Below are 26255 nucleotides of genomic sequence, written 5' to 3'. Positions count from 1 at the left end.
GGCAAGTGCGAGTGTCGGGTCAGGATGATCCGTACAGGGGCGGGCGATTGACCCATTCGCGTGCTGCCCGCCCCGTACCCGGCCTGCTAGGACGAGTCCTATTCGGCGGCGCGCTGCTCGCCGCGTTGCTCGGCGCGCAGCCGGAACCAGTAGAAGCCGTGTCCCGCCAGGGTCAGCAGGTACGGCCACTCGCCGATCGGCGGGAAGCGCACATCACCCGTGAGCTCCACCGGGACCCGCCCGTTGAACGACCGCAGATCCAGCTCGGTGGGCTGCGCGAAGCGCGAGAAGTTGTGCACGCACAGCACCAGGTCGTCCCCGAACTCGCGCAGGAACGCGAGCACCGCCGGGTTGGACGAGGGCAGTTCGGTGTACGAGCCGAGTCCGAAGGCGGGGTTCGCCTTGCGGATCTCGATCAGCCGGCGGGTCCAGTGCAACAGTGACGAGGGCGATGCCATCGCGGCCTCGACATTGGTGACCTGGTACCCGTAGACCGGGTCCATGATGACCGGCAGGTTGAGCCTGCCCGGATCGCAGGAGGAGAAACCGGCGTTGCGGTCGGGGGTCCACTGCATCGGGGTGCGCACGCCGTCGCGGTCGCCCAGCCAGATGTTGTCGCCCATGCCGATCTCGTCGCCGTAGTACAGCACCGGCGAGCCCGGGAGGGACAGCAGCAGCGCGGTGAACAGCTCCATCTGGTTGCGGTCGTTGTCCAGGAGCGGGGCGAGGCGGCGCCGGATGCCGATGTTGGCCCGCATCCGCGGGTCCTTGGCGTACTCGGCGTACATGTAGTCGCGCTCTTCGTCCGTGACCATCTCGAGGGTCAGCTCGTCGTGGTTGCGCAGGAAGATGCCCCACTGGCAGCGGTCCGGGATCGCCGGGGTCTTGGCCAGGATTTCGGAGACCGGGTAGCGGGACTCTCTTCGTACGGCCATGAAGATGCGCGGCATGACGGGGAAGTGGAACGCCATGTGGCACTCGTCCCCGCCCTTCGTGAAGTCCCCGAAGTAGTCGACGACGTCCTCGGGCCACTGGTTGGCCTCGGCGAGCAGCACGGTGTCGGGGTAGTGCGCGTCGATCTCCTCCCGGACCCGCTTGAGGAGCCGGTGGGTGCGGGGCAGGTTCTCGCAGTTGGTGCCCTCCTCGGCGAACAGGTAGGGCACGGCGTCCAGCCGGAAGCCGTCGATGCCGAGGTCCAGCCAGAAGCGCAGGGCGGACAGGACCTCCTCCACCACCGCGGGGTTCTCGAAGTTCAGATCCGGCTGGTGCGAGAAGAAGCGGTGCCAGTAGTACTGCTTGCGTACGGGGTCGTACGTCCAGTTCGAGGTCTCGGTGTCGACGAAGATGATGCGGGCGTCCTGGTACTGCTTGTCGTTGTCGGCCCACATGTAGTAGTCGCCGTACGGACCGTCCGGGTCCTTGCGCGACTGCTGGAACCACTCGTGCTGGTCGCTGGTGTGGTTCATGACGAAGTCGATGATCACCCGCATGCCGCGCTGGTGCGCGGCATCCACGAACTCCACGAAGTCGGCGAGATCGCCGAACTCGGGGAGCACGGAGGTGTAGTCGGAGACGTCGTAGCCGCCGTCGCGCAGCGGCGAGGCGAAGAACGGCGGCAGCCAGAGGCAGTCGACGCCGAGCCACTGGAGGTAGTCCAGCTTGGCGGTGAGCCCCCTGAGGTCCCCCACGCCGTCGCCGTTGCTGTCGTGGAAGGAGCGGACGAGGACCTCGTAGAAGACGGCCCGCTTGAACCAGTCGGGATCGCGGTCCTTGGCGGGGGTGTCCTCGAAGGTGTCGTGGACGGGATCGTTGATCATCATGTGGTGGGTGACCCTCCGGTGGGCGGGGACGGTCGCAGAGCGGCAAGTACGTGCGCGGGCGTGCGGCCCGGCTCTAGGCGCACGTAGTTCGCCCTGCCCCAGTGATAGGTCTCGCCGGTGAGCTCGTCGCGCACCGCGAGGGACCCGTGCCAGTCGAGGCCGAGTACCGGCATGTCCAACGACACCGTCGCCTCCTGGGTGTGGTGCGGATCGAGGTTGACGACCACCAGTACGGAATTGGCTCCGGCGTGCTTCGAATAGGCGATCACCTGTTCGTTGTCGGTCGGGTGGAAATGGATGTCGCGCAGCTGCTGGAGGGCCGGGTTGCGGCGGCGCATCCGGTTCAGCGCGGTGATCAGCGGGGCGATGGTGCGGCCCTCGCGGTCGGCGGCGGCCCAGTCGCGCGGCCGCAGCTCGTACTTCTCGGAGTTCAGGTACTCCTCGCTGCCCTCCCGCACCGGGGCGTTCTCGCACAGCTCGTACCCGGCGTACACGCCCCAGGCGGGGGACAGGGTGGCGGCGAGCACCGCCCGCACCTCGAAGGCGGGCCGGCCGCCCTTCTGCAGGTACTCGTGGAGGATGTCCGGGGTGTTGACGAAGAAGTTCGGCCGCATCACGGAGGCCGAGTGGGTGCCGGCGAGCTCGGTCAGGTACTCGGTGAGCTCGGCCTTGGTGTTGCGCCAGGTGAAGTACGTGTAGGACTGCTGGAAGCCGACGGCGGCCAGGGCGCGCATCATCGCGGGACGGGTGAAGGCCTCCGCCAGGAAGATCACGTCGGGGTCGGACTTGTTGATGTCCGCGATCACCTTCTGCCAGAAGACGACCGGCTTGGTGTGCGGGTTGTCGACCCGGAAGATGCGCACGCCGTGGTCCATCCAGTGCCGCAGGATCCGGCAGGTCTCCTCGACGATGCCGGCCATGTCGGTGTCGAAGTGGACCGGGTAGATGTCCTGGTACTTCTTCGGCGGGTTCTCGGCGTACGCGATCGTCCCGTCGGCGCGGTGGCGGAACCACTGCGGGTTCTTCTCCACCCACGGGTGGTCGGGGGAGCACTGGAGGGCGAAGTCCAGGGCGATCTCCAGGTGCAGCTCGCGGGCGCGCGCGACGAACGCGTCGAAGTCCTCGATGGTGCCCAGCTCGGGGTGGACCGCGTCGTGGCCGCCCTCGGTGGAGCCGATGGCCCACGGCACGCCCGGGTCCCAACTGCCCGCCGACAGGGTGTTGTTCGGACCCTTGCGGTAGGTGGAGCCGATGGGGTGGATGGGCGGCAGGTACACCACGTCGAAGCCCATCGCGGCGATCGCGGGCAGCCGCTCGGCGGCGGTCACGAAGGTCCCGCTGACCGGCGCCTCACCGGGCTCGACGACGGCCCCCTCCGAGCGGGGGAACATCTCGTACCAGGAGCCGAAGAGGGCCCGCTTGCGTTCGACCAGCAGCGGCAGCGGCTTGGAGGCGGTGACCAGCTCGCGGTACGGGCGCCGGGCGAGCGCGGCGTCCACGGCGGGGTCGAGGGCGGCCGCGTACCGTACGGCGGCCTTGAGGTCCTCGTCCCGCATGGTCTCCGCGGCGGCCAGTACGGCCGCGCGGCCGTCGCGCTTGGGGATCTTGGCGGCCGCGCGGGTGTAGAGCTCGGCGCCTTCGAGGAGGGTGAGGCCGGTGTCGATCCCGGCGGGGATCTTGATGGCGGCGTGGGCCCGCCAGGTGGCCACCGGGTCGCTCCACGCCTCGACGGCGTACGTCCACCTCCCCTCGACCTCGGCGGAGATCCGCGCGCCCCACCGGTCGGTGCCGGGGGCGAGCTCGCGCAGCGGCACGGGGGGCCGCAGCCGCCCGCTCGGGTCGCGGAGCACGACGTGTGCGTTGACCGCGTCGTGTCCCTCGCGGAACACGGTTGCGGAGATCTCGAAGACTTCGTCCACGACCGCCTTGGCGGGTCTGGCGCCGCAGTCGACGGCAGGGCGGACGTCCAGCACGGGAATGCGACCGATCATGGGATCACCTGGGGGCAGTTCGCAGGGCTCGGTGACAACAGGCCAGCCGGTATCGCGGCTGGTAGTGCACGCTCTGTTCGGTCTGTTTGTAGCCGCTCGGTGGACGGCTGGGCTGCGGGCATGGCCGCTCCTGTCCGCGTTCACTCGGGTGGCGGGGAGAGGTTGGGGGCGGGTGCGCCGTGCGTGTACCACGTGTACCCGGTGAGCCCTTCCCACTCTCTCCCCGCCCAATCCGCGCGCTTGGTTAACTACTCGTACGTAGTGGCGGGGCCAATACCAAGCCCTGGCTCGACATCCGGCGGGGCTCCGTCAAGTCGCGCAGGACTACCTGATGTAGGGACACCCATCACGAGACCCACCTGTCACCCGGTCCCCTCTGGGGCCTTCGGGCCACAAGGGCAAATCGGTGCGAAGAGGGCAAATCGCGGATGCCACCGCACGGATGTACGGGTACGCGGGGCCGCCGGAGTTGGCTGGTCTCGTACGGTCCGGCGTACGGGGACGTCCGATCCGGACCCCCCGGATCTCACGGACTGGGACGGCGACCTGACGGAGCCGCGCCCCTGCGCGGCACAGGCGCCATGGTCCTGGGGGCGGGGGCGGCGCTAGCCTTCCGGGGGTGATGCGCGGGTGCACAGCGTGGTGCGACCGCTCCGATCCGCAATCCCCTGCGAAGGTGGAACGTGTGAAGGCTATCCGTCGATTCACCGTGCGCCCCGTCCTTCCGGAGACCCTGCTGCCGCTCACCGACCTCGCGCGCAATCTGCGCTGGTCGTGGCATGCCGAGACCCGTGAACTCTTCCAATCCGTCGACCCCGAGGGCTGGCAGGCCGCCGGCGGCGATCCCGTCCGGCTGCTCGGCGCGGTGTCCGCCGCCCGGCTCGCGGAACTCGCCGGCGACCGCCGGTTCCTGCGGCGGCTCGCCGTCGTCGCCGCCGACCTCGATGACTACGTCAACGGCGGGAGGTGGTACCAGAGCCAGGAGAACGGCGCGGAACTGCCCGCCGCCATCGCCTACTTTTCCCCCGAGTTCGGCATCACCGCCGCCCTGCCCCAGTACTCCGGCGGCCTCGGCATCCTCGCCGGGGACCACCTGAAGGCCGCCAGTGACCTCGGCGTCCCGCTCGTCGGTGTGGGACTGCTCTACCGGCACGGCTACTTCCGGCAGTCGCTCTCGCGCGACGGCTGGCAGCAGGAGCACTATCCGGTGCTCGACCCCAACGAACTCCCGCTGTCCCTGCTCCGCGAGGAGGACGGCTCCCCGGCCCGCGTCTCGCTGACCCTCCCCGGCGGCCGCGCCCTGCACGCGCACATCTGGCAGGCCCGCGTCGGGCGCGTGCCGCTGCTGCTCCTGGACTCCGACGTCGAGGACAACGACGCCCCGGCCCGCGAGGTGACCGACCGGCTCTACGGCGGCGGCAGCGACCACCGGCTGCTCCAGGAGATGCTGCTGGGCATCGGCGGGGTGCGCGCGGTGCGCACGTACTGCCGGATCACCGGGCATCCCGACCCCGAGGTCTTCCACACCAACGAGGGACACGCCGGCTTCCTCGGCCTCGAACGCATAAGGGAACTGGAACGGGAGCAGGGGCTCGGCTTCGACGCCGCCGTCGAGGCGGTGCGCGCCGGGACGGTGTTCACCACGCACACTCCCGTCCCGGCCGGCATCGACCGCTTCGAGCGGGCCCTGGTGGCCCGGCACTTCGGGGAGGGCGGAGAGCTGGCCGGCGTACCGGTCGAGCGGATCCTGGACCTGGGCGCGGAGTCCTACCCCGGGGGCGACCCCGGGGTGTTCAACATGGCCGTGATGGGTCTGCGCCTGGCGCAGCGCGCCAACGGGGTGTCCACCCTGCACGGCTCGGTCAGCCGGGAGATGTTCGCCGGGCTGTGGCCCGGCTTCGACCCGTCGGACGTGCCCATCACCTCCGTCACCAACGGGGTGCACGCCCCGACCTGGGTGGCCCCGGAGGTCGTCCGGCTCGGCGCCCGCCAGATCGGCGCGGGCCGCACCGAGGACGCCCTGTCGGTCGGCGGCTCCACGCGCTGGGACGCGGTCGCCGACATCCCCGACCAGGACGTGTGGGACCTGCGCCGGGTGCTGCGCGAGCAGCTGGTCCAGGAGGTACGGGACCGGCTGCGGGCCTCCTGGCTCCAGCGCGGGGCCGCCGACGCCGAACTGGGCTGGGTGGACTCCGTACTCGACCCGGACGTGCTCACCATCGGATTCGCCCGGCGCGTGCCCTCCTACAAGCGGCTCACGCTGATGCTGCGCGACCCGGACCGGCTGCGCAGGCTGCTGCTCGACCCGGACCGGCCGGTGCAGATCGTGGTCGCGGGCAAGGCGCACCCGGCCGACGACGGCGGCAAGCGGCTCGTGCAGGAGCTGGTGCGCTTCGCGGACGACCCGCGGGTGCGCCACCGGATCGTCTTCCTGCCCGACTACGGCATGGCCATGGCGCAGAAGCTCTACCCGGGCTGCGACGTCTGGCTGAACAACCCGCTGCGGCCGCTGGAGGCCTGCGGCACCAGCGGGATGAAGGCCGCGCTGAACGGCTGCCTCAACCTGTCCGTGCTGGACGGGTGGTGGGACGAGTGGTTCGAGCCGGACTTCGGCTGGGCCATCCCGACCGCCGACGGGCTCGGGGCGGACGAGGACCGCCGGGACCACCTGGAGGCGAACGCCCTCTACGAGCTGATCGAGGGCCGGGTCGCGCCCCGGTTCTACGACCGGGTCGGGCGCACCGGGCTCCCGGTGCGGTGGATCGAGATGGTCCGGCGCACGCTGGTCTCGCTCGGGCCGAAGGTGCTCGCCGGGCGGATGGTGCGGGAGTACGTGGAACGGCTCTACGCGCCGGCCGCGCGCGCCCACCGCGCCCTCGACTCCGAGGCGGCGCGGGACCTCGCCTGGTGGAAGGGGCGGGTCAGGGCGGCCTGGCCGCGGGTCGGCGTCGAACACGTCGAGGCCCTCGCCGCGGCCCCGGTCAACGGCACCGCGGAGCTGGGGGCCACCCTCACGCTGCGCGTGCAGGTGTCGCTGGACGCGCTGGCGCCGGAGGACGTGGAGGTGCAGGCCTTCGCCGGGCGGGTGGACCCGCAGGACGTGATCCGGGACGGGCGGACCTTCCCGCTCAAGCCGGCCGCCGGGCCGGACCTGGAGGGGCGCTGGGTGTACGAGGGCCCGCTCGCCCTCGACCGTACGGGGCCCTTCGGCTACACGGTGCGCATCCTGCCGGCGCACCCGCTGCTGGCGAGCCCGGCCGAACTGGGGCTGGTCGCGTCCCCGGTGGACGCGGACGCGGGGGGCGGCGTACTCCTGCGGTGACGCGGGCACCGTGCTCCAGGGGGCGGGCGGTCGGATCCATCGGCCGCCCGCCCCCGGCGCGGGCGGGCGGGCCTCACGGGTGAACCTCCGACGTGCTGGGCCTGCCGAATCGTTTCGGCACCCTCGTCCGCTCCTACGCTGCCCGCGGATGCCACCCGGCATCCGCGGACCCGAGGAACGGACTTCCCCCATGCGTCTTCGCACCACCGCCGTCGTGTTCGCCGGCGCCCTCGCACTCGTCCTGCCCACCGCCGGCCCGTCGCTGGCCGACGACCACGACGGCTGGGGCCTGGGCATCCTGCACTACCAGTTCCTCGACGAGGGCGGCGAACTGACCAGAGGCCAGATCAGGCCCGCGGACAACGACACCTGCTACCTGCTGACCGGCACCTCGCGCGACGAGCCCGCCATCGACGTGGTCAACGACACGAGGTCGCAGGCCGTGCTCTTCGGCAACCGCAGCTGCGGCGGGGAGCCGGAGCGGGTGGTGGAGCCGGGCGAGCGCGAGCGGAACCTGGAGGCCGTCGCGGTCGTCTTCAGGTCGTCCCACGAAGAGGGCCCGGGCCGGGGCGACTGGGACGGCCGCGGGGAGCAGGGCCTCGGGGACCAGGGCCTCGGAGAACAAGGCCGGGGAGAGCAGGGCCGCGGGGAGCAGGGCCAGGAGGACCAGGGCCAGGAGGACCCGGGCCGAGGTGACTGGGAGGGCCGCGAGGACCAGGCCGCCCGCCCCGGCAACGGCGCGGCCGAAGACGGGGGAGGGGCGCCGGAGGCAGGAAAGGAAGACTTCTTGGCCTCCGTCTTCCGCGCCATCGGCTGATCCGGGGGCCGGCACGGTCCAATGGAACAGGGCCGCCCGGGGAGGTCTGCTCCCGGGCGGCCCCGTGGTCTATCTGTTCAGCTGTCGCTCACGCTGCCCCGGCAGGGGTCAGAAGGTGAGCTTCCAGCTGTCGATCTTGCCGGTGTCGAGGTTGGCGTTGTCGTTGACCCGGAGCTTCCAGACTCCGGCGGCCACCTCGGAGGAGGCGTTGACCGTGAAGGACTTCACGATGTTGTCAGCGCTGCCGCCGGCCCGGTTGTGCAGGTTGTAGAGGGTGCCGTCGGGGGCGACCAGGTCGACCTTCAGGTCACCGATGTAGGTGTGGAGGATGTTGACGTCCACCTTGAGGGCGCTCGGCGCGTTGCCGGTGCGGTTCACGGTGATCGGGGAGTCCACGGTCGCGTTGTCCGCGATCGCGTAGTCGGTGGTGTTCTCGAAGACGTTGGGCTGGGTGGTGCCGACGGTCCAGGTGAAGGCCGCCGTGCCCGTCTTGCTCTGCGAGTCGGTCACCGTGACGGTCACGTTGGACGTGCCCGCGGTGGTGGCCGTACCGGAGATCAGACCCGTTGAGGCGTTGATCGACAGGCCGGCCGGTAGGCCGGTCGCCGCGTAGCTCAGCGCACCGGGGTTGGTGCTGGTGGCCTGGACCTGCAGGCTGACCGCGCTGCCCGTGACGGTGTTCTGGTTACCGGGGTTGGTGACCGTGACGCCGCTCACCACGCGGGGGCCGACGTTGATGCCCGCCCAGGCGTTGGCCGCGTTGTTGTACGTGGCCGAGCCGGCGCCGTAGAGGTCGGCGGCGGCCTGCAGGGTGGCCGTACGGGCGGCCGCGTAGTCGGTGTTGGACCGGAACAGACCGGTGGTCAGCGCGCGGAACCAGATCTTCGAGGCGGCGTCGCGGCCGATCGCGGTGACCGGGAGGCCGTCGGAGGTCGGCGAGTCGTAGCTCACGCCGTTGACGACCTTGGCACCGGAGCCCTCGGAGGCCAGGTAGTACCAGTGGTTGGCCGGACCCGAGGAGTAGTGGACGTCGATGGAGCCGATGCCCGAGTACCAGGCGTCCTTGGACGAGCCGTCCTTGCTCGGCTTGTCCATGTAGCGCAGCGGGGTGCCGTTGCCGCGGATGTCGATCTTCTCGCCGACCAGGTAGTCACCGACGTCCGTCGGGTTGTTGGCGTAGAACTCGACGGCCGCCGCGAAGATGTCGGAGGTGGCCTCGTTCAGACCGCCGGGCTCACCGCTGTAGGTCATGTTGCCGGTGACCGAGGTGAGGCCGTGGGTCATCTCGTGCGCGGCCACGTCGGTGGAGGTGAGCGGCTTGTTGTTGCCTTCGCCGTCGCCGTAGGTCATGCAGAAGCAGGTGTCCTGCCAGAACGCGTTGACGTACGCGTTGCCGTAGTGGACCCGGCTGTACGGGGCCACGCCGTCGTTGCGCAGGCCGTTGCGGCCGTGCACGTTCTTGTAGTAGTCCCACGTGACCGCGGCGCCGTAGTGCGCGTCCGCGCCGGCCGTCTCCAGGTTGGACGGCAGGTTGTTGCCCCAGATGTCGTCCGGGCCGGAGAACAGCGTGCCGGTGCCGGAGGTGCCGCGGTTGAGGTTGTACGTCTTGTGGTTGCCGCGGGCGGCGTCGGTCATGTTGTACGTGCTGCCCGACTGCGAGGTCCCGAGGGTCACGTTGCCGCTGTACATGGTGTTGCCGGTGCCGGTCTCGACGGCCTGCCACTCGGTGATCTTGGCGCCGGTCTTGGCGTTGGTCACCACGTGCAGCTCGTTCGGCGTGCCGTCGTGCTGGAGGCCGCCGACGACGGTCTCGAACGCGAGGACCGGAACGCCGTTGGCCGCCCAGATCACCTTGCGGGCGTTCTTGGAGGCCTTGGCCTCCTTCGAGCCCTCGGCGCTGGCGGCCGAGACGGCCTGGCTCTCGGCGGCCGCCGGGGTCACCGAGGCGTTGGTGTCCGCGACCTTGATCTCGTGCTGGGTCGCCTTGGTGACGCTCTTGGTGACGCCGTCCTTGGCGTGAACGGTCAGGTCGCCGCCGAGCACGGGCAGACCGTCGTAGGTCCGCTCGTACATGGTGTGCGTGGTGCCGTCGACGTCCTTGACCACTTCGCGGACGACCAGCTTCTCGCCGCCGCCGAGGCCGAGCGCCTTGGCCGCCTGCACGGTGGTCGAGTTGGCCTCGGCGAGGAGCGTCGCACGCTCCGAAGCGCTGAGTTTGAGGTTGGCCGCGCCGGGGTTGGACTGGACGGCCGTGCCGGCCTGCGACGCGGTGGCGTCGGCGGTTGCGGTGCCGGCCTGTATGCCTACGGCGAGCAGGGCTGCCGCGGCAACGAGCGCGCCGGCTGCGGTGGCACGCCTCTGGGGGGTGGCTCTCAACGCAGACTCCTTCTGCAAGGGGGGTTCCGGACGGCTGGGTGGGCCTCCGGGCAGATCAGGGCTGGTGCGATGAACGGTCGAAGAGTGCCATCTGCTGGCCACAATGTCAGGAGCGCGTCAAAAGGTTGGCCGGAAACGGTTCGTTCTCCGAAGAGACGTATCCGGTATCCGGACCATTCACCTTTGCGTGCGAATGAGGGCTCCGGTGTCCGGAACGGCTGGTACCGGTTGCTAACACTTGAGCAACATGAGGTTGGGTTGCGTCAATCCGCATTTACCGTACGGGTGTTTGTCGTACTGTTTCCCGGTGCGACAGTCGTCCGTTGCCTGGGGAAGCCGTGGACGCTCGCCGCTGTCATAGACCACGTGCCAGGGGGGCCCATGAGGCATGTCCATTTTCCGGCGCAAAGAGTGGCCAGGGCGGTCCGCGGGTCCGCTCTGCCCGCACGGCGCCTCGGTGACAAGGCTCGTTGGTACCTGCCCGCCGCCGTCGGGGCCGACTTCCTCGGCGCCGCCGTTCCCGTGGGACTCGTCTTCGCGGCAGCGCAGCAGGTCCGGCCCCTCTACTGCGCCCTGGCCGCCGCCGTGGCGTGGACCGGGGTGCAGGCGCTGCGCCGGCGGTACGCGGCCCGGGCGCTCGGGGAATCCCGCGGCGTGCTGCCCGTGGTACACGACTGGCTGATTCTGATCGGCGTGCTCGCCGTTGCCCGCGTGGTGACCGAGGAGGACACACCCCGGCTGTCCGCCCTCGGGGCCCTGCTGCCCGCCCTGCTGATCACCGTAGCCTGCCACAAACTGACCTACCGTCATCTCTCGGCGGCCCGCCGCGAGGCCCAGGCCGTCAGCCGGGTCCTGGTGGTGGGCGAGCCCGACGCCGCCGAGGACGTCATCGCGCACCTGGCCGCGCGCACCGACCACCCGTACGTGGTCGTCGGCGTGGTCCCGGTCGGCGCCGGGGCCCTCGACAGCGGGGTGCCGGTCGCCGCCCGCCTCGAGGCGGGGATGCCCGAGGCTCCGAACGGCGACTCCGCGGCCGTGCTCGGCGCCGTCCGCAGCCACCAGGCCGACCTGGTGCTGGTGGCCCCCGGCGTGCGGATCACGGGGGAGCGGCTGCGCCGCGTCGCCTGGGCTCTGCACGACGCCGGACTGGAACTCGCCGTCTTCCCCGGCCTGGTGGAGGTCTCCCTCAAGCGGCTGGAGACCCTGTCCGCGGGCGGGCTCGCCGTGCTGCGGGTCGCGCCGCCGGTCAGCCGGGGCGTGCAGACCCTGCTCAAGTCGGCTCTGGACCGGGTGGGGGCCGCCGCCGGGCTGCTCCTGCTCTCTCCGCTCTTCCTCGGCATCGTCCTGGCGATACGTTTCGGCTCGCGCGGCCCGGCCTTCTACCGGCAGCGGCGCATCGGCCGGGCCGGAGTCCCGTTCGTCATGTGGAAGTTCCGCACCATGGTGATGGACGCCGACGCCCGCAAGGCCGAGCTCGCCGGGCACAACGAGAACGACGGCCTGATGTTCAAGATGCGCCGCGACCCCCGGGTGACCCGGGTGGGCCGGCTGCTGCGCCGCACCTCCATGGACGAACTGCCGCAGCTGATCAACGTACTGACAGGACACATGTCGCTGGTCGGCCCGCGCCCGCCGCTGCCGGAGGAGGTGGCGAAGTACGACGAGGTCGAGCTGCGCCGGCTCACCGTGCGGCCCGGGATGACGGGGCTGTGGCAGATCAGCGGGCGCTCCGACCTGTCCTGGGACGAAACCATCCAGCTCGATCTGCAGTACGTCGACAACTGGTCCTTCACCAGTGACGTCGACGTGATGGGCCGTACGCTCCGCGCCGTCGTCGACGGCCGCGGAGCGTACTGAGGGGCTCCGTGTGAGATCAGCCGTTCTGCTCGCGCAGCCACCACCGGTAGGTGGCGGCGATGCCCTCCCGCAGCGGGATGCCGGGCTTCCAGCCGAGCGAGGTCAGCCGGCCGACGTCCAGCAGCTTGCGCGGGGTCCCGTCCGGCTTGGAGGTGTCCCAGGCGAGCCGGCCGCGGAAACCGGTCACCTCGGCGACGGTCTCGGCCAGCTCCCGGATCGTCAGGTCCTCGCCGCAGCCGATGTTGACGGGCTCGTCGCCGTCGTAGGTGTTCAGCAGCACCGCGCAGGCGGCGGCCAGGTCGTCCACGTGCAGGAACTCGCGGCGCGGGGTACCGCTGCCCCACAGCGTGACCTCGTCGCGGCCCTCGGCGGCGGCCTCGTGGAACCGCCGGATGAGGGCGGGCAGCACGTGCGAGGACTCGAGGTCGAAGTTGTCGCCCGGGCCGTACAGGTTCGTCGGCATGGCCGAGATGTACGAGGCCCCGTACTGCTTCCGGTACGACTGGACCTGGACGATGCCGGCGATCTTCGCGAGGGCGTAGGCCTCGTTGGTCGGCTCCAGCGGGCCGGTCAGCAGGGCGTCCTCGCGGATGGGCTGCGGGGCCAGCTTCGGGTAGATGCAGGACGATCCGAGGAACAGCAGCCGGCCCACGCCGGCGGCGTGCGCGCCGCCGATCACGCTGAGCTGGATCTGCAGGTTCTCCTCGAGGAACTGCACCGGGTACGTGCTGTTGGCCATGATCCCGCCGACCTTGGCGGCGGCCAGCACCACGGCGTCCGGGCGGACGTCCGCCAGGTAAGCGGCGGTCGCGGCGGCATCACGCAGATCGAGGTCGGCGCGGCCCCGGGTGAGCACCTCGTGCCCGTCGGCCGTGAGCCGGCGGGCGACCGCGGACCCCACGAGGCCGCGGTGGCCCGCGACGAAGACGCGGGCGTGCGGGGGCAGGAGCGGCAGCGAACTTGTCATACCGCCGATGATGCCAGCCCGTTCCCGCGGGGGCGGCAGCAGTCCGGGCCCACCGGGTCCGGACCCCGCCGGGTGCGCTGCCGCGCGGCGCGACCGGCCGGACCCGGCGTGTACGGTACGCATCCTTGGGCGGGCAGGGGAAGCACGCTCAGCACAACGAACCACAACGCACCACAACGCACCCCAGGGGGACCGAATGGGCAAGACCGCACTGATCACCGGCGTCACCGGGCAGGACGGCTCGTACCTCGCCGAGCTGCTGCTCTCCAAGGGCTACACGGTGCACGGGCTGGTGCGGCGGTCCTCCAGCTTCAACACGGAGCGGATCGACCACATCTACCAGGACCCGCAGACCGCCAACCGGTCCTTCGTCCTGCACCACGCCGACCTCTCCGACGGCGTGGCCCTGGTGAACCTGCTCCGTGAGATACGGCCCGACGAGGTCTACAACCTCGGCGCCCAGTCCCACGTCCGCGTCTCCTTCGACGCGCCCCTCTACACCGGCGACGTGACCGGCCTCGGCGCGCTGCGGCTGCTCGAGGCCATCCGGGCCAGCGGTGTCGACACCCGCATCTACCAGGCCTCGTCCTCCGAGATGTTCGGCGCCACCCCGCCGCCGCAGAACGAGGGCACCCCGTTTCACCCGCGCAGCCCGTACGGCGCCGCCAAGGTGTTCGCGTACTGGACCACCGTGAACTACCGCGAGGCGTACGACATGTTCGCCGTCAACGGGATCCTCTTCAACCACGAGTCCCCGCGCCGCGGCGAGACCTTCGTGACCCGCAAGATCACCCGCGCGGTCGCCCGCATCAAGGCCGGCCTCCAGGAGAATCTCTACCTCGGCAACCTCGACGCGGTCCGCGACTGGGGCTACGCCCCCGAGTACGTGGACGCGATGTGGCGGATGCTCCAGCAGGACGAGCCCACCGACTACGTCGTCGCCACCGGAGTGGCCGCGACCGTCCGCGAGTTCGTCGAGGCCTCCTTCACGCACGCCGGTCTCGACTGGAACGAGCACGTGCGCTACGACCCCAAGTACGAGCGCCCCAGCGAGGTCGACGCGCTCATCGGCGACGCCTCCAAGGCCCACGACCTGCTCGGCTGGAAGCCGACGGTCCTGGTGTCCGAACTGGCCAAGATCATGGTCGAGGCCGATATCCGCCAAGTCGAGGACCAGCTGGCGGGCGTGACGGTCCGTATCGACCGCTGAGGCCTTATATTTCCCCTACGATTTGCCGTGTCACGGTCATACCCACAGGTCTGTGTGGGTGTGGCCGGGGTAAACCTGCCATATGTCCGTAGTGCACCCTCCATGCTGAAGTCTGTTCATTCCAAGTTGGTATGCAATGGGTCAAGCAAGGTGACCGGGCCCTCACATGAGCCTTAGTCTGCGCCCGTACATATGGCTGTTCGGATAGTTCCAGCCATCAAACCGGGCGATGCCCTGGGGGGCTCATGCGTAGATCCAGAGGGCTGACTGCTGCCCTCGTCCTGTCACTGGCCGGTGCCGGCACCGGTATAGGCCTGGTGCTGATGCCGCAGGCCTCCGCCATCACGGCGCCGGTGGCGTTCACCGCCGACAGCCTGCCGACGTGGCAGCCCAACGGCATCGTGTTCGCGATGGCCCAGGCGAACGGAACCGTCTTCGCCGGCGGTACCTTCTCGGCCGTCCGTCCGCCCGACGGCGCCGCCGGCACCGAGCAGGAAGCCGTGAACTTCGCCGCGCTCGACGCCGCGACGGGCAACCCCACCTCGTGCAAGCTCGCCTTCACCATCGGCGACGGCACCGCCACGGTCCGCACGCTGGCCGTCTCCAAGGACAAGAAGACCCTCTACGCGGGCGGCTACTTCGGTGCCGTCAACGGGACCCCGGTCTCCAGCCTCGCCGCGATCGACATCGCGACCTGCACCCCCAAGGCAGCGTTCCACCCGAGCGTCCCCGCCACCGTCCGCGCGCTCGCCGTCACCGACGACACGCTGTACGTGGGCGGCGACTTCGGCACGGTCGAGGGCCAGACCCGCGAGCGGTTCGCCGCGGTCGACGCCGGCTCCGGCGCGCTCAAGCCCTTCGTGGCCAACGCCGACGAGCCGGGCCGCGCCATCGAGGTGAGCAACGACGGCAAGAACGTCCTGCTGGGCGGCGACTTCTTCTCGGTCAACAACTCCACCACGCACGCGCTGGCCGTCGTGAACGCCACCACCGGCGCCGTCACCAAGACGTACAACAGCATCCCGTCCAACTCCGTGGTCAAGGACATCTCGGCCGACGCGACGGGCTACTACACCGGCAGCGAGGGCTCCGGCGGCGGCGTCTTCGACGGCCGCATCGGCCTGAACACCGACTTCAGCGAGAAGTGGCGCGACCGCTGCCTCGGCGCCACCCAGTACGTGCTGCCGTACGACGGGGTGCTCTACAGCTCCTCGCACGCGCACGACTGCTCCACCGAGCTGGAGTACCCCGACGGCAAGCGCCACTTCCTGCTGGCCCAGCCGACCGACCACACCGGCGCAGCCCCTGCGCCCGTGGGCGGCTTCGTACGAGGCCCGGGCAAGCTCGGCTGGCACCCCACCGCCAACGACGGCCTCGGCGAGGGAATCGGCCCGCGCGTCATGGCCGTCGCGGAGAAGAGCGACGTCAAGTACATGTGGGTCGGCGGTGAGTTCACCCTCATCAACGGCAAGCCGCAGCAGGCCCTGACCCGCTTCGCCTCCACCGGCGACGTCGGCGCCCCGACCACCCCGGTGGCCAGCGTCGGCAGCGTCAAGCCCGGCGAGGCGCAGGTCCGCTGGCGCACCAGCTACGACGCGGACGACAGCAAGCTGACCTACCGCATCTACCGCAACGGCTCGGCCACGCCCGCCGCCACGGTGAACGCGGACTCCCTGGAGTGGGAGCGCCGGCAGGCCTCCTGGACCGACACCACGGTCAAGGCCGGCCAGTCCTACAGCTACCGCGTGACCGCGACCGACGCCGCGGGCAACACCAGCGCCCTGTCGGCCAGCGTCTCGGTGACGGTCCCGACCGCCGCCCAGTCGTACCCGAACCAGGTCCGCGCCGACGGCGCCAACCTGTACTGGCGCTTCGACGACACCGTGAGCCCGTACGTCGCCGACTCCTCGGTCAGCAGCAACACCGGCGGCGTCCAGCTGAACGCCCCGGCCCTGCGCCAGACCCCCGGCGCGGTCGCCGGCACCAGCACCGCGATGGGCTTCAACGGCACCAGCCAGCAGGTCTACAGCGACCACCGCCAGACGGTCGGCAACGCGTTCACCATCGAGACCTGGTTCAAGACGGGCACCACGCGCGGCGGCAAACTGGTCGGCTTCGGCAGCAACACCGACCGCAGCAGCGGCTCGTACGACAAGCACCTCTACATGACCAACACCGGTCGCCTCGTCTTCGGCGTGTCCAACGGATCGGTCCAGACCGTCTCCACGGGCCTGTTCGACACGTACAACGACAACAAGTGGCACCACGTGGTCGGCACCCAGGGCCCCGGCGGCATCACCCTGTACGTCGACGGCCAGAACAAGGGCTCGCTGAACAAGACCGGTTCCCAGACCTACGCGGGCTACTGGCACGTGGGCGGCGACAACCTCACCGGCTGGCCGACCCGCCCGACGAGCAACTTCTTCGCCGGGCAGATCGACGAGACGGCCATCTACCCGACGGCGCTCACCGAGGCCCAGGTCAAGAACCACTTCACCCTGGCCAAGGCGCCCACCGACTCGGTCTCCAAGGTCAGCGCGACCGAGGACACCTACATCAACCAGGGCGCCCCCGGCACCGCTTACGGCACGTCGACCTCGCTCGCGGTGCGCGGCACCTCGGCGTACGAGACGTACCTGCGCTTCGACGTCCCGGCCGCCCCGGCCGGGCAGGTCCTGAAGGCCGCCTCCCTCCAGATCAAGACCAACACGCAGACGGGCGCCGGCACCGCCGACACCGTGTCCGTGGTCCCGGTCACCGGCACCTGGAGCGGCGCGGGCACGACCTTCAACACCAAGCCCACGCTCGGCACCACCCCGGTGGGCACCATCGCGGGCGTGCCGGACGGCTCGGCGGTCCACAACGTGCCGCTGGACACGGCCGCGGTCTCCGCGGTCCTGGGCAGCAGCTACAGCCTGGGCCTGACGAGCACGGGCACCGACCCGCTGTGGATCTGGTCCGCGGAGGCCACGGCCGCCGACGGCGTCCCGCAGCTGGTGCTCACCTTCGGCGCGAAGTAGCCGAGGGAACCGCAGGAACCGCAGGAATCGCAGGAACAGAAGTAACCGCCTGACGGAATGCGGGGCCCGGCTCTACGTGGCCGGGCCCCGCATTCCTGTCCCACCCAGTAAGTACGGGAGCCATCCGATGTACCGACGCTCCGCAGCGGCTGCTGTTCTGCTGACCGCCGCCCTGACGCTGACCGCCTGCAGTTCCGGCGGCAAGGCCGACTCCGGCGCGGAGGCGAAGGCGAAGCCGCCGGCCTCGTCGGCGGCCCCCGACCCCGCGGACAGCCCGGCGCCCTCGGCGCCCGCCGCCGACGCGAAGCCGACGGGCCCCGTCCTGCCCGACGCGAAGCTCACCCCGAAGACGGGCAGCTTCACGGCGCAGGAGAAGAAGTACCTGAGCGGGCGGGTCCCGGAGAAGATGGACCCCGCGGCCGTCCTGCAGTCGGGCCAGGAGGCCTGCCAGCGGGTGGCGCTCACCGCGAAGCGCGACAAGGACGCGGCGACCGGGGCCGTCATCACCGGGGAGATCCCGGGCGCGAAGGACGCGATCACCCACCTGTGCCCGGAGCAGAAGCCGATCCTCGTGGCGGCGGAGAAGGGCTTCCCCGAAGGCCCCCGCACCTCGCCCGCGGCCGGCACCTACCGGGCGCTGACGCAGGCCTCCACCTGCACGTGGGAGGCGAAGTCCAAGGACGGCTCGCTCCTCGCCTCGGGCCCCGAGACCCAGCCCAACGCGGGCGACAAGATCACGGCGACGATCCCGGCGGGCACGGCGGAGTTCAACTCCTCCGGCTGCTACGCCTGGATCCCGGCGTAACGAGCCCCGCACGCGACGAGAACGCCCCCTGCCGCCGAACCACCGGCCGCAGGGGGCGTTTTCGCGTACCAGGCGTGGGCATCCGCGGGACCGGAGCACGACGACACCGACCATTTGCGGAGGCGAGTCCTATGACCGGCCTGGGTGGCTGCATCGGTCTGATAGTGGTGGGAGCCATACTCACTTTCGCCACCGACTGGGAGATGGAGAGCGTCAACCTCGACGTGGTCGGGCTGATCATGATGGCGGTGGGCTTCATCGGCCTCGCCGTGTACACCAGTGTCCTCAAGCGCCGCCGCGCCATGGGCGCCCTCCCGGTCGTGGAGCAGCGCCGCGACATCTGAGCCGCGGCGCCCGTGTTCAGCCCCGAACGGCGCCCTCGTACACCGGGAGCAGGGTGTCCAGGACCGCGTCCATGGAGAAGGACTCCGCGGCCAGCTTGCGCGCCGCCGCCGAGGCGGCGGCGTTGGCCGCGGGATCCAGCAGGTCCAGGACCGCCGACGCCACACCCGCCGGGCCCGGGTCGACCGCGTGCCCCGCGCCCGCGGCGGCGATGTCGCGGGCCAGGCCGTTGGAGTGGGTCACCACCGGGGGGACGCCCACCGCGAGGGCTTCCAGCACCGACATCGGGAACGGCTCGTCCACCGAGGGCAGTACGTACACGTGGGCCCGGCGCAGCTCCGCCTGCACCTCCGCGCTGGACAGTGCCCCCGGAACCGTGAAGCGGCCGGTGAGACCCAGGGCCGTGATGCGGGCGCGTACGGCGGCCAGTTCACCCTCGTCCGGGCCCGCGACGACGAAGTGCGCGTCCGGGTGCGCGGCGAGGACGGCCGGGGCCGCGTCCACGAAGTCCACCGGCCGCTTGCGGGCCTGCAGGCGCGCCGCGTACAGGATGCGCGGGGGGCCGCCCGGGGCGGGCCGCTCCTCCTGCGCCGGGGTGCCGTTGACCAGCCGGACCGCACGCGACAGCGGTGCGCCGCCGACCACCGCGTCCAGGCACGCCCGCTCGTGCGGGGTCAGGTACAGCACCGCGTCCGCGCCGCGCAGCAGCCGGCGTACCGCCACCGCGTCCAGCACCTTGGCCAGCAGCTTCTCGCTCGGGTCCACCATTCCGTGGGTCTGGAGCACCAGCGGCTTGCCGGCCCGCAGCGCCGCCAGGGCCACCGGCAGGGTCACCAGGTCCCGGGCCAGGTGGACGTGGACCACGTCCGCTTCCCCGACCAGCCGCCCGGCCGAGGCCAGCAGCGCCGGCGAGGTCATCCCGCTGAAGCCCAGCGGGAGGATCCGCCGCGCCGGGAACAGCTTCGCCGGGACCCCTTCGACGTCCGTCGGCCACGGGTCGGGGAATCCCTCGCCCAGCGCCAGCAGCCGCGCCTCGTGCCCCCGGGCCCGCAGACCCTTCGTCAGGTTCAGCGCGACCCGGACCGGCCCGCCGAAGGCGTGCGAGGGGGAGTGCAGGGTGACGGCGTGCAGGACTCTCATTTGGGCTCCTCCACCGGGCGGCGCCGCCCGTCCTGGGTCTGCAGGGTCAGCTCCGGCAGGTCCTTGTGCACGACGGCGCCCGCGCCCGCGACCGCGCAGCGGCCCACGGTCACCCCGGCCAGCACGGTCGCCCGTACCGCCACCCACGCGCCGTCCTCGACCGTGATCGGGGCGTTGCGGTAGCGGAAGTCGGCGGCCCGGTGGTCGTGCGAACCGGTGCACAGCACGGCCTCCTGCGAGAGGCAGACGTGCGAACCGATCGTTACCGGCTCCAGGTTCAGCAGCCAGGCGCCTTCACCGATCCAGGTGTGGTCCCCGACGGTGAGCTTCCACGGCCACAGCACCCGCACCCGGTGCCGGATCAGCACGCCCTCGCCGATCTTCGCCCCGAAGGCGCGCAGCAGCGCCACCCGCAGCCGCGCCGGACAGAACCAGCTCATGAACAGCGTGTTCATCACGGCGAACCAGAGCGCCTGCGTCAGCCGCCCGCGCCCCTTGTCGTATCCGGCCAGCGTGAAGGCAGGAAGGTCACGCAACTGAAGCCCCGATCGTCCACCCTCCCCCTGGCGTTGCCGGGGGACCCCCATGCGCCTCCCCGGGCGCAGCCCGCTCAGACTAGACTGCGCGCGAATCAGGCACATGGGGTGGGGGCGGCAGTGGCAACGGACATACGCAAGCCGCCCGTCACGCCCGCGCCGTCCCCCTTCGAGGACGAGTCGCTCTGGGGCAAGGTCACCACCCCGCGCACCCTGCTCTCCCGCGCGCTGTCCGTCCCGCTCGCCCTCGGCTTCGCCGTCTTCCTGCCGCTGTTCGTCGCCGTCCAGACCGGCGCGGGCCAGCGCGACGCGGCCTTCTGGCTCCAGCTGCTGCTCACCATGTACGCGGGCGCCCGCCTCTCCGCGATGGTGCTCACCAGCCGCCGCAAGCTGCTCCAGGGCTCCTTCTGGCTCTTCGTCTACATGGCCATGGGCGTGGCCCCGCTCGCCCAGGCCGTCCTCGGCCAGGTCCCGACCCCAGTCGTCGGCCCCCGCTCCGACCTCACCGCCGCCATCGGGCTGGTGCTGCTCGGCTGCACCGCCTTCGACGTGGGCGTCCTGCTCGCCCGCCACCGGCCGACCGGCCGCGCGGGCGGCTCCCAGAGGCAGTCGCGGCCGGTCATGACGCACCGGCGCCGGCTCCAACTGCTGACCGTCCTCTCCTTCCTGTGCAGCGCGGCCTTCGTGATGAAGCTCGGCGGCCCGGCGGTGTTCTTCTCCAGCCGCCAGGAGATCATCGCGGGCATCGAGGAGGCGGGCGTCTCCAACGGCGACGGCCAGGCCGGACAGGCCCTGCTGCGCGGCTTCGGCACCGTGCCGGCGCTGCTCTCGCTGCTGCTGTACACGCGCTGGCTGGTCACCTCGAAGTTCGCCCGCCGCAAGGTCTCGATCATCGTCACCTGGTCGGCGCTCGCCCTGCTGAACCTGGTGGTCAACAACCCGATCTCGAACCCGCGCTACTGGTTCCTCACGGTCATGTTCGCGCTGCTGTTCACCGTCTTCCCGGTCAGCGCGGCGATGTACCGGGTGGCCCTGTCGATGGCCGTGGTCATCGCCCTCCTCGTCTTCCCGTTCGCGGACCGCTTCCGGTACGACGAGAAGAACTACAAGCCGGTGGAGACCACGTCCTTCCTGGAGCCGATGGCCCTCAAGGACTACGACCAGATCGGCATGTTCGCGAACACCATCACCTACTCGGAGTCCGGGCCCGGCCACTTCTACGGGCGCCAGCTGGCCGGATCGATCCTGTTCGCGGTGCCGAGGTCGGTGTGGCCGGGGAAGCCGCGGGACACGGGCGTGATGGTCGGCCAGTGGATGGGCACGGTCAACACCAACCTCTCCTCGCCGATCTGGGCGGAGCTGTGGCTGGACTTCGGGCCGCTGGGCATGGGGGGCGGCCTGTTGGCGATGGGGTACGCCTCCGCGCGGGTGGACCGGCGCTATGCGAAGCGCGCCACCCGGCGGGCGCCGCCGGGGAGTCTGATCTCGGTGGTGGTCCCGCTGGTCGCGGGCTACTCCTTCATCCTGCTGCGCGGACCGCTCCTCCAGGCGTCGGGCCGCGTCGCGATCGCGGCCCTCTGCCTGGCCCTGATCGCCACCCACCGCCAGGACCGCTCCACGACCCTCCGCTAGGCGCGGCGCCGTTGCTGGGGCTCCGCCGGGGTCCTGTCCGCGCCCGTGCGCGCCGCCGTTGCCGGGGCTCCGCCCCAGACCCCGCGCCTCAAACGCCGGCGAGGCTGAAATTGCGCTTCGCGCAATCCAGCCGCGCTCGGCAGGCGGCGCCAGCCAGGCCGGGCAGAGCCCGGTTTCGGGAAGGGGCGGGGTGGGGGGATCGCCCCGCGCAGCGGGTCAGGCCGAGACCGGCGCGGGCTCGTCGTCCCGCGGAGCGGCAACCGGCAGGCGGGCGACCCGAAGCCAGGCGGCCAGGGCCTTGAGGGCCGAGCCCGCCGCCAGGCCCCAGGCCGCGCCGAGGGGGCCCCACACCGCGTACCCGGCGAGCAGGAACACCACCGACAGCATCGAGAAGGCCACCTGCAAGGACAGCGTGGCCTTCGGGGCCAGGACGCGCAGCGTCAGCAGCGCACAGGTGCCCAGGCCCATCACCGCGTACTGGGCCCCCGTCGCCGGCAGCAGCGCGGCGGCCGACGCCCACGTGTCGCCCAGCAGCTCCCGGCCCAGCCGGTCCGGGAACAGGTACAGGGCCGTCGCCCACCCCGCGCCGACCACCGCCAGCACCCCGCCCAGCGCCACCGTCGCCCGGACCGTGGCCCGCTTGCCGCCGAGCCGCGACAGCACCGGCGGCCCGAAGGAGTTCGCCGAGTTGAACAGCACGTTCAGCGGCCCGAAGAGCGTGCTCGCACCCCGCAGCGCACCCACGGCCAGCGGCGTCGCGAAGACGCCGAGGCCCAGTACGGCGAGCTGGCTGGAGCCGTTGCCCACCGCGAACTCGACCACGAACCGCTGCCCCAGGTGCCCCCGCCGCACGTACGGCCGCAGATCCGCCCGCGCCCCGCGCACGTACGGCCGCAGGAGCCACAGCCCCAGCCCCAGCGCAGGCAGCGCGGACAGGCCCCACACCAGCACCAGCCGCCCCGCCGAAGCCCCGGAGGGCTGCACGGCCAGCGCCGCGACCACGCACACCAGCCGCAACGCGTCGGCGGCCAGCGCCCGCTCGGGGGCGCGCAGCGCGGAGAAGCAGTACCGCAGCCCGTCCTGCACGAGCACCAACGGCAGTACGAGGCCCAGCGCGAGGAAGGCCGGCCCGGTCGTCCCGGGAAGCGCCAGGCCCACCACGGCGAGCACCGCGCCCACGGCGCCCGAGGCGGCCCCCGTGAAGCCCACGGCCGACCGGCACACCGAGCCCAGCCGCTCCTCGGCCTTCTCCAGCACGACGGTCTGTCCGACGTAGGCCATGCTCAGCCCGAGGAGCACGCTGAAGGTCACGTACACCATCGAGAAGTCGGCGAATCCGGACGCCGACGACAGCCGGGCGGCCAGCACCAGCACCAGGATGTTGGTGGCGCTGGAGGCGGCCTGGTCCAGGACCGAGGAGACGGCGGCGAGTCCGCGCCGGCTCATCTCCGGCCTATGCGGACGGTGCGCAGCGCGACCGTGTCGGTGCCGTCACCTGGGATGTGCTGCTCCGGCTCGGCCATCTCGCGCGTGAGCGGCTGCGGCGCGGCCGCCGAAGGAGCGGGGGCGGGCGCGGGCGACTGCGCGGTCCCCTTGCCCTTGCCCGGGCCGCGCTTCTCGCCGGGCAGCGGGGCGTGCAGCACCGCGCCGAGCACCGTACCCCCGGCGCCGCTGATCAGTTCGCGGATCCGGGTCAGGTCGGTGCGGTGGACGCCGCGCGGGTTGCAGACGACGAGGACGCCGTCGACGCGGTCGACGAGGGCGAGGGCGTCGGCGTACGAGAGCACGGGCGGCGCGAGCACGACGACGGTCGCGTTGGGGGAGTCGGCCTCGGAGATCAGCCGGGTGGCGCGGGGGGAGGTCAGCGCGCGCGGCACGTTGCGCGCCCGCTCGCCGGGGATCAGGTCGAAGGAGCCGGACTCGCCGGCGTCCACGACGAGCTGGCGTCCGTCGGGCCACTCGGAGTCGGAGTGCCGTCCGCCGCCCTTCGGGCTGCCCGGGGTCTGACTCCAGCGCGGCCGGCCGCCGGCGTCCGTCGGCAACTGGCTGGCCAGTACCGGGGTGCGCAGGTCGGCCTCGATGAGCAGGACGTCCTTGCCGGTCTCGGCGAAGGAGGCGGCGAGGTTCACGGCCACCGCGGCGGCGGTCTCGCTGCTGCCGCGCGGGGCGACGACGAGCAGCCGGCGCCGGTCGGCGAAGCGGGAGTCGTAGGCGAGCCGGAAGGCCACCGAGCGGTACTCCTCGGCGAGCCGCGGATCGGCCTCGCCGGCGGCGAGCAGCGGCCCGCCGCCCGTCCGGTCCCGGGGCAGGTAGCCGAGTACGGGTGCGCGCAGGGCCCGTGCCACGTCGCCCTCGGAGCGGGGTGCCGGGTCGAAGACGAGCCGGACCCAGGCGGCGAGCAGGCCGAGGGCGAGGCCCACGGCGGCGCCGAGCGCGAGGGACATCAGGATGCCGGGGCCGTCGGCTGCGGGGGGCGCCGTCGCGGCGCTGGTGACCCGGCCCGGGGTCATGTCGAGGGCTTCGAGCTTGGTGATCTTGGTGTTGTACCCGCCGACCTCGCTCTGCAGGTCGGTCTTGGAGGAGCTGGCCGCGTCGCGCCCCGCGCCGGCGGGCATCCGCGCGATCTCCTTGGAGAGCTCGTCGAGCTGCTTGGCGATCGGGTCGCGCTGCTCCTTGTAGCCCTTGACCATCTTGTCGCGGGTGGCGTCGAGGGACTCCTGCCGCTTGAGCAGGTACGCCTCGGTCATCGCGTTGGCGCGCTTGGCGGCCTCCTTGGGGGAGGACGCGGTGTAGGTGAAGCGGAGCACCATCGTCTGCGGCGGGTTGGTCACCTGGAGCCCGCTGCGCAGGGCCGCGAAGCCGGAGGCGGAGACGCCCAGCTTCTTCGCGGCCTCGTTGGCTATGGAGGAGCTGAGCGCGACCTGGCGCTCCGAGCCGATGTTGATCGCCTTGTCGGGGGCGAGGCTCGGGTTGAAGGGGTCGTCGGTGGGTGCGCGCAGCACCACGTCGGCGGTCGCGACGTAGGTGTCGGCCGTGGAGATGCCGAGGTAGACGCCGCCGAGCAGACCGATCCCGATGCCCGCGCCGAGGAGCCGGCGGTAGCGCAGGAGCTGCCGGAACTGGTCCCGGAGTAGATCGGGTTCGTCCTCGGCCGGTGCTGTTGCCGGGCGGTTCGTCTCGATCACGGCCGGGGACCCCCAAGTGCTTCGTCTATCAGTGCGTCGATGCGGGCCAGGCCCGCTTCGCGGCTCAGGTGGGCCGCCACGTGGCGGGGTCCGGCCGTTCCCAGTGCGTCCGCGCCCTCGGGGTCCTCGGCCAGGACCCGTACGGCCTTCAGCAGGGCTTCGGGGTCCTCGGGCTGTACGAGCACCCCTGCACCCGAGCGCTCCACCTCCTGGGCGGTCCCGCCCTCCGCGGCCACGGAGGCGACGACGGGCCGGCCGGCCTGGAAGTAGGAGGTGAGCTTCGACGGAACGCTCATGTCCATGACGGCGGCGTGCTGCGTGACCGCGAGTACGTCCGCCGCGGCGAGGATATCCGGGAACTCGCCGTCAGCGGCAGGGGGGATGATGTCCAGATTCGGTACGTCGGCGGACAGTTCGGTGAGCGCCGAGCGCTGGCTGCCGTCACCCATCAGGACGAAACGGACGCTCGGGTCCAGCCGGGCGGCGGCCACGAGGACCTCGAGGCCCTGCTTGAGGCCCATGTTCCCGGAGTGCAGGACGACCGTCTGGTCCGGGGCCCAGCCGAGGTGGCGGCGGGTCTCGCCGCGCGGCTTGGTGGGTACGGCCACGTGGGACCAGTTGGGGACGAGACGGATCTTCGCCGGGTCCACGCCCATGCCGACGACCCGGTCGACGAAGGTCTCGTGGATGACGCCGACGAGGGTGGCCCGCTTGAGGGCGTACGCCTCGGCGCGGCCCGCGATCGCGGCCGCCTTGTCGCCGCCGCTGATCCCGCTCTGTGCGGCGGCGGCGCCCATCAGGTCCTGGACGACCGGGACGTACGGGACCTTCCACCGCGCCGCGAGCCGGGCGGCCAGCACCCCGCCAGCCAGGCTGGGCATCTGGGCCAGGACCGCGTCCGGCTTCGGCATCCGGGGCGGGGCCGCGGCACCGTGCAGCAGAATCGATCCTTCAAAAAGGGCCCGCTTCACGGCGGTCTGACGCTGCGGCACGGTGTGCGCACGCCGGTGCACGATGACGCCCGCGCGCCGTTCCGTGCGCCGGAGCGCCCCCTTGTACTCCGGTTCGAGCGACCACGCCGGGTAGTGCGGCATCCCCGCGAGGACATGGGTCTCGTGGCCGAGATCCTCCGCCCAGTGCTCCGCGATCTGGGTGGCGTAGGGCCCGATTCCCGCGTGCTCGGGTGCGTAGTTGGTGGAGACCAGCAGCAGGCGCCGGTGACCGGATCTGGACAC

At 71.6% G+C, this 26255-nt stretch carries 17 protein-coding genes; 8 read left to right on the top strand and 9 right to left on the bottom strand.

All coding sequences use genetic code 11. From position 1 onward, the window contains the following. Positions 1 to 98 precede the first annotated feature (98 nt). Together treS and JIW86_RS14535 are read right to left on the bottom strand one after the other, a co-directional pair. A complete protein-coding gene (treS, locus tag JIW86_RS14540) occupies positions 99 to 1820 on the bottom strand; it encodes a maltose alpha-D-glucosyltransferase (protein WP_257554086.1) in 1722 nt (573 codons plus the stop codon). Continuing rightward, entirely contained in the window at positions 1817 to 3811 is a 1995-nt protein-coding gene (locus JIW86_RS14535; RefSeq protein WP_257554085.1) for an alpha-1,4-glucan--maltose-1-phosphate maltosyltransferase, read from the bottom strand. Before JIW86_RS14535 ends, treS begins: the two co-directional genes overlap by 4 nt. A gap of 685 nt (positions 3812 to 4496) precedes the next feature. Here JIW86_RS14535 and glgP point away from each other — a divergent pair. Both glgP and JIW86_RS14525 read left to right on the top strand, forming a co-directional pair. Next, positions 4497 to 7133 (top strand): alpha-glucan family phosphorylase, encoded by a 2637-nt coding sequence (glgP, locus tag JIW86_RS14530; protein ID WP_257554084.1) that lies wholly within the window; start codon positions 4497 to 4499, stop codon positions 7131 to 7133. A 190-nt stretch (positions 7134 to 7323) separates the two neighbouring features. After that, the gene (locus tag JIW86_RS14525) at positions 7324 to 7950 is read left to right on the top strand and encodes a hypothetical protein (protein ID WP_257554083.1); all 627 of its coding nucleotides are present in this window, start codon (positions 7324 to 7326) and stop codon (positions 7948 to 7950) included. A gap of 108 nt (positions 7951 to 8058) precedes the next feature. Here the strand turns inward: JIW86_RS14525 and JIW86_RS14520 are convergent, their stop codons facing one another. Further along, positions 8059 to 10326 carry a M4 family metallopeptidase gene (locus JIW86_RS14520; RefSeq protein WP_257554082.1) on the bottom strand — a complete coding sequence of 756 codons (2268 nt, stop codon included), beginning with the start codon at positions 10324 to 10326 and terminating at the stop codon, positions 8059 to 8061. 381 nt (positions 10327 to 10707) lie between these two features. Here JIW86_RS14520 and JIW86_RS14515 point away from each other — a divergent pair, with 381 nt between their 5' ends. After that, entirely contained in the window at positions 10708 to 12183 is a 1476-nt protein-coding gene (locus JIW86_RS14515; RefSeq protein ID WP_257554081.1) for a sugar transferase, read from the top strand. A 16-nt stretch (positions 12184 to 12199) separates the two neighbouring features. Here the strand turns inward: JIW86_RS14515 and JIW86_RS14510 are convergent, their stop codons facing one another. Continuing rightward, a complete protein-coding gene (locus tag JIW86_RS14510; protein ID WP_257554080.1) occupies positions 12200 to 13150 on the bottom strand; it encodes a GDP-L-fucose synthase family protein in 951 nt (316 codons plus the stop codon). A gap of 196 nt (positions 13151 to 13346) precedes the next feature. On the opposite strand from JIW86_RS14510, the gene gmd reads away from it, so the two are divergent. The 4 genes from gmd to JIW86_RS14490 all read left to right on the top strand — a co-directional run bounded on the left by gmd (position 13347) and on the right by JIW86_RS14490 (position 18529). After that, positions 13347 to 14360 carry a GDP-mannose 4,6-dehydratase gene (gene gmd, locus JIW86_RS14505; RefSeq protein ID WP_257554079.1) on the top strand — a complete coding sequence of 338 codons (1014 nt, stop codon included), beginning with the start codon at positions 13347 to 13349 and terminating at the stop codon, positions 14358 to 14360. 245 nt (positions 14361 to 14605) lie between these two features. Next, positions 14606 to 17380, top strand: coding sequence for a LamG-like jellyroll fold domain-containing protein (locus tag JIW86_RS14500; RefSeq protein ID WP_257554078.1), 2775 nt, complete (start codon positions 14606 to 14608; stop codon positions 17378 to 17380). A 127-nt stretch (positions 17381 to 17507) separates the two neighbouring features. Then, on the top strand, positions 17508 to 18185 hold the full coding sequence (locus JIW86_RS14495) for a hypothetical protein (RefSeq protein ID WP_257554077.1): 678 nt from the start codon (positions 17508 to 17510) through the stop codon (positions 18183 to 18185). A gap of 131 nt (positions 18186 to 18316) precedes the next feature. Continuing rightward, complete coding sequence (locus tag JIW86_RS14490; protein ID WP_215140210.1) at positions 18317 to 18529, top strand: hypothetical protein; 213 nt, start codon at positions 18317 to 18319, stop codon at positions 18527 to 18529. Positions 18530 to 18545: 16 nt separating this feature from the next. Here JIW86_RS14490 and JIW86_RS14485 read toward each other — a convergent pair whose 3' ends face one another. Together JIW86_RS14485 and JIW86_RS14480 are read right to left on the bottom strand one after the other, a co-directional pair. Beyond that, complete coding sequence (locus JIW86_RS14485) at positions 18546 to 19667, bottom strand: glycosyltransferase (RefSeq protein ID WP_257554075.1); 1122 nt, start codon at positions 19665 to 19667, stop codon at positions 18546 to 18548. Further along, positions 19664 to 20254 (bottom strand): WcaF family extracellular polysaccharide biosynthesis acetyltransferase, encoded by a 591-nt coding sequence (locus tag JIW86_RS14480; protein ID WP_257554074.1) that lies wholly within the window; start codon positions 20252 to 20254, stop codon positions 19664 to 19666. Before JIW86_RS14480 ends, JIW86_RS14485 begins: the two co-directional genes overlap by 4 nt. Before the next feature lie 69 nt (positions 20255 to 20323). Between JIW86_RS14480 and JIW86_RS14475 the strand changes: the two genes are divergently transcribed. Further along, positions 20324 to 21835 carry a hypothetical protein gene (locus JIW86_RS14475; protein WP_257554073.1) on the top strand — a complete coding sequence of 504 codons (1512 nt, stop codon included), beginning with the start codon at positions 20324 to 20326 and terminating at the stop codon, positions 21833 to 21835. A 216-nt stretch (positions 21836 to 22051) separates the two neighbouring features. Here JIW86_RS14475 and JIW86_RS14470 read toward each other — a convergent pair whose 3' ends face one another. The 3 genes from JIW86_RS14470 to JIW86_RS14460 are packed head-to-tail and all read right to left on the bottom strand — an operon-like array spanning position 22052 to position 26225. Next, entirely contained in the window at positions 22052 to 23281 is a 1230-nt protein-coding gene (locus JIW86_RS14470) for a hypothetical protein (protein WP_257554072.1), read from the bottom strand. Further along, positions 23278 to 25020, bottom strand: coding sequence for a lipopolysaccharide biosynthesis protein (locus JIW86_RS14465; RefSeq protein WP_257554071.1), 1743 nt, complete (start codon positions 25018 to 25020; stop codon positions 23278 to 23280). The genes JIW86_RS14470 and JIW86_RS14465 overlap by 4 nt, the downstream gene beginning before the upstream one ends. Beyond that, a complete protein-coding gene (locus tag JIW86_RS14460; RefSeq protein ID WP_257559324.1) occupies positions 25017 to 26225 on the bottom strand; it encodes a glycosyltransferase family 4 protein in 1209 nt (402 codons plus the stop codon). Before JIW86_RS14460 ends, JIW86_RS14465 begins: the two co-directional genes overlap by 4 nt. Positions 26226 to 26255 lie beyond the last annotated feature (30 nt).

The sequence above is a fragment of the Streptomyces sp. NBC_00162 genome (assembly GCF_024611995.1).
In the GTDB taxonomy this organism is placed as follows: domain Bacteria; phylum Actinomycetota; class Actinomycetes; order Streptomycetales; family Streptomycetaceae; genus Streptomyces.
The sequence above is the reverse complement of the archived record's forward strand: the minus strand, read 5'-3'. Positions and strand labels throughout refer to the sequence as shown.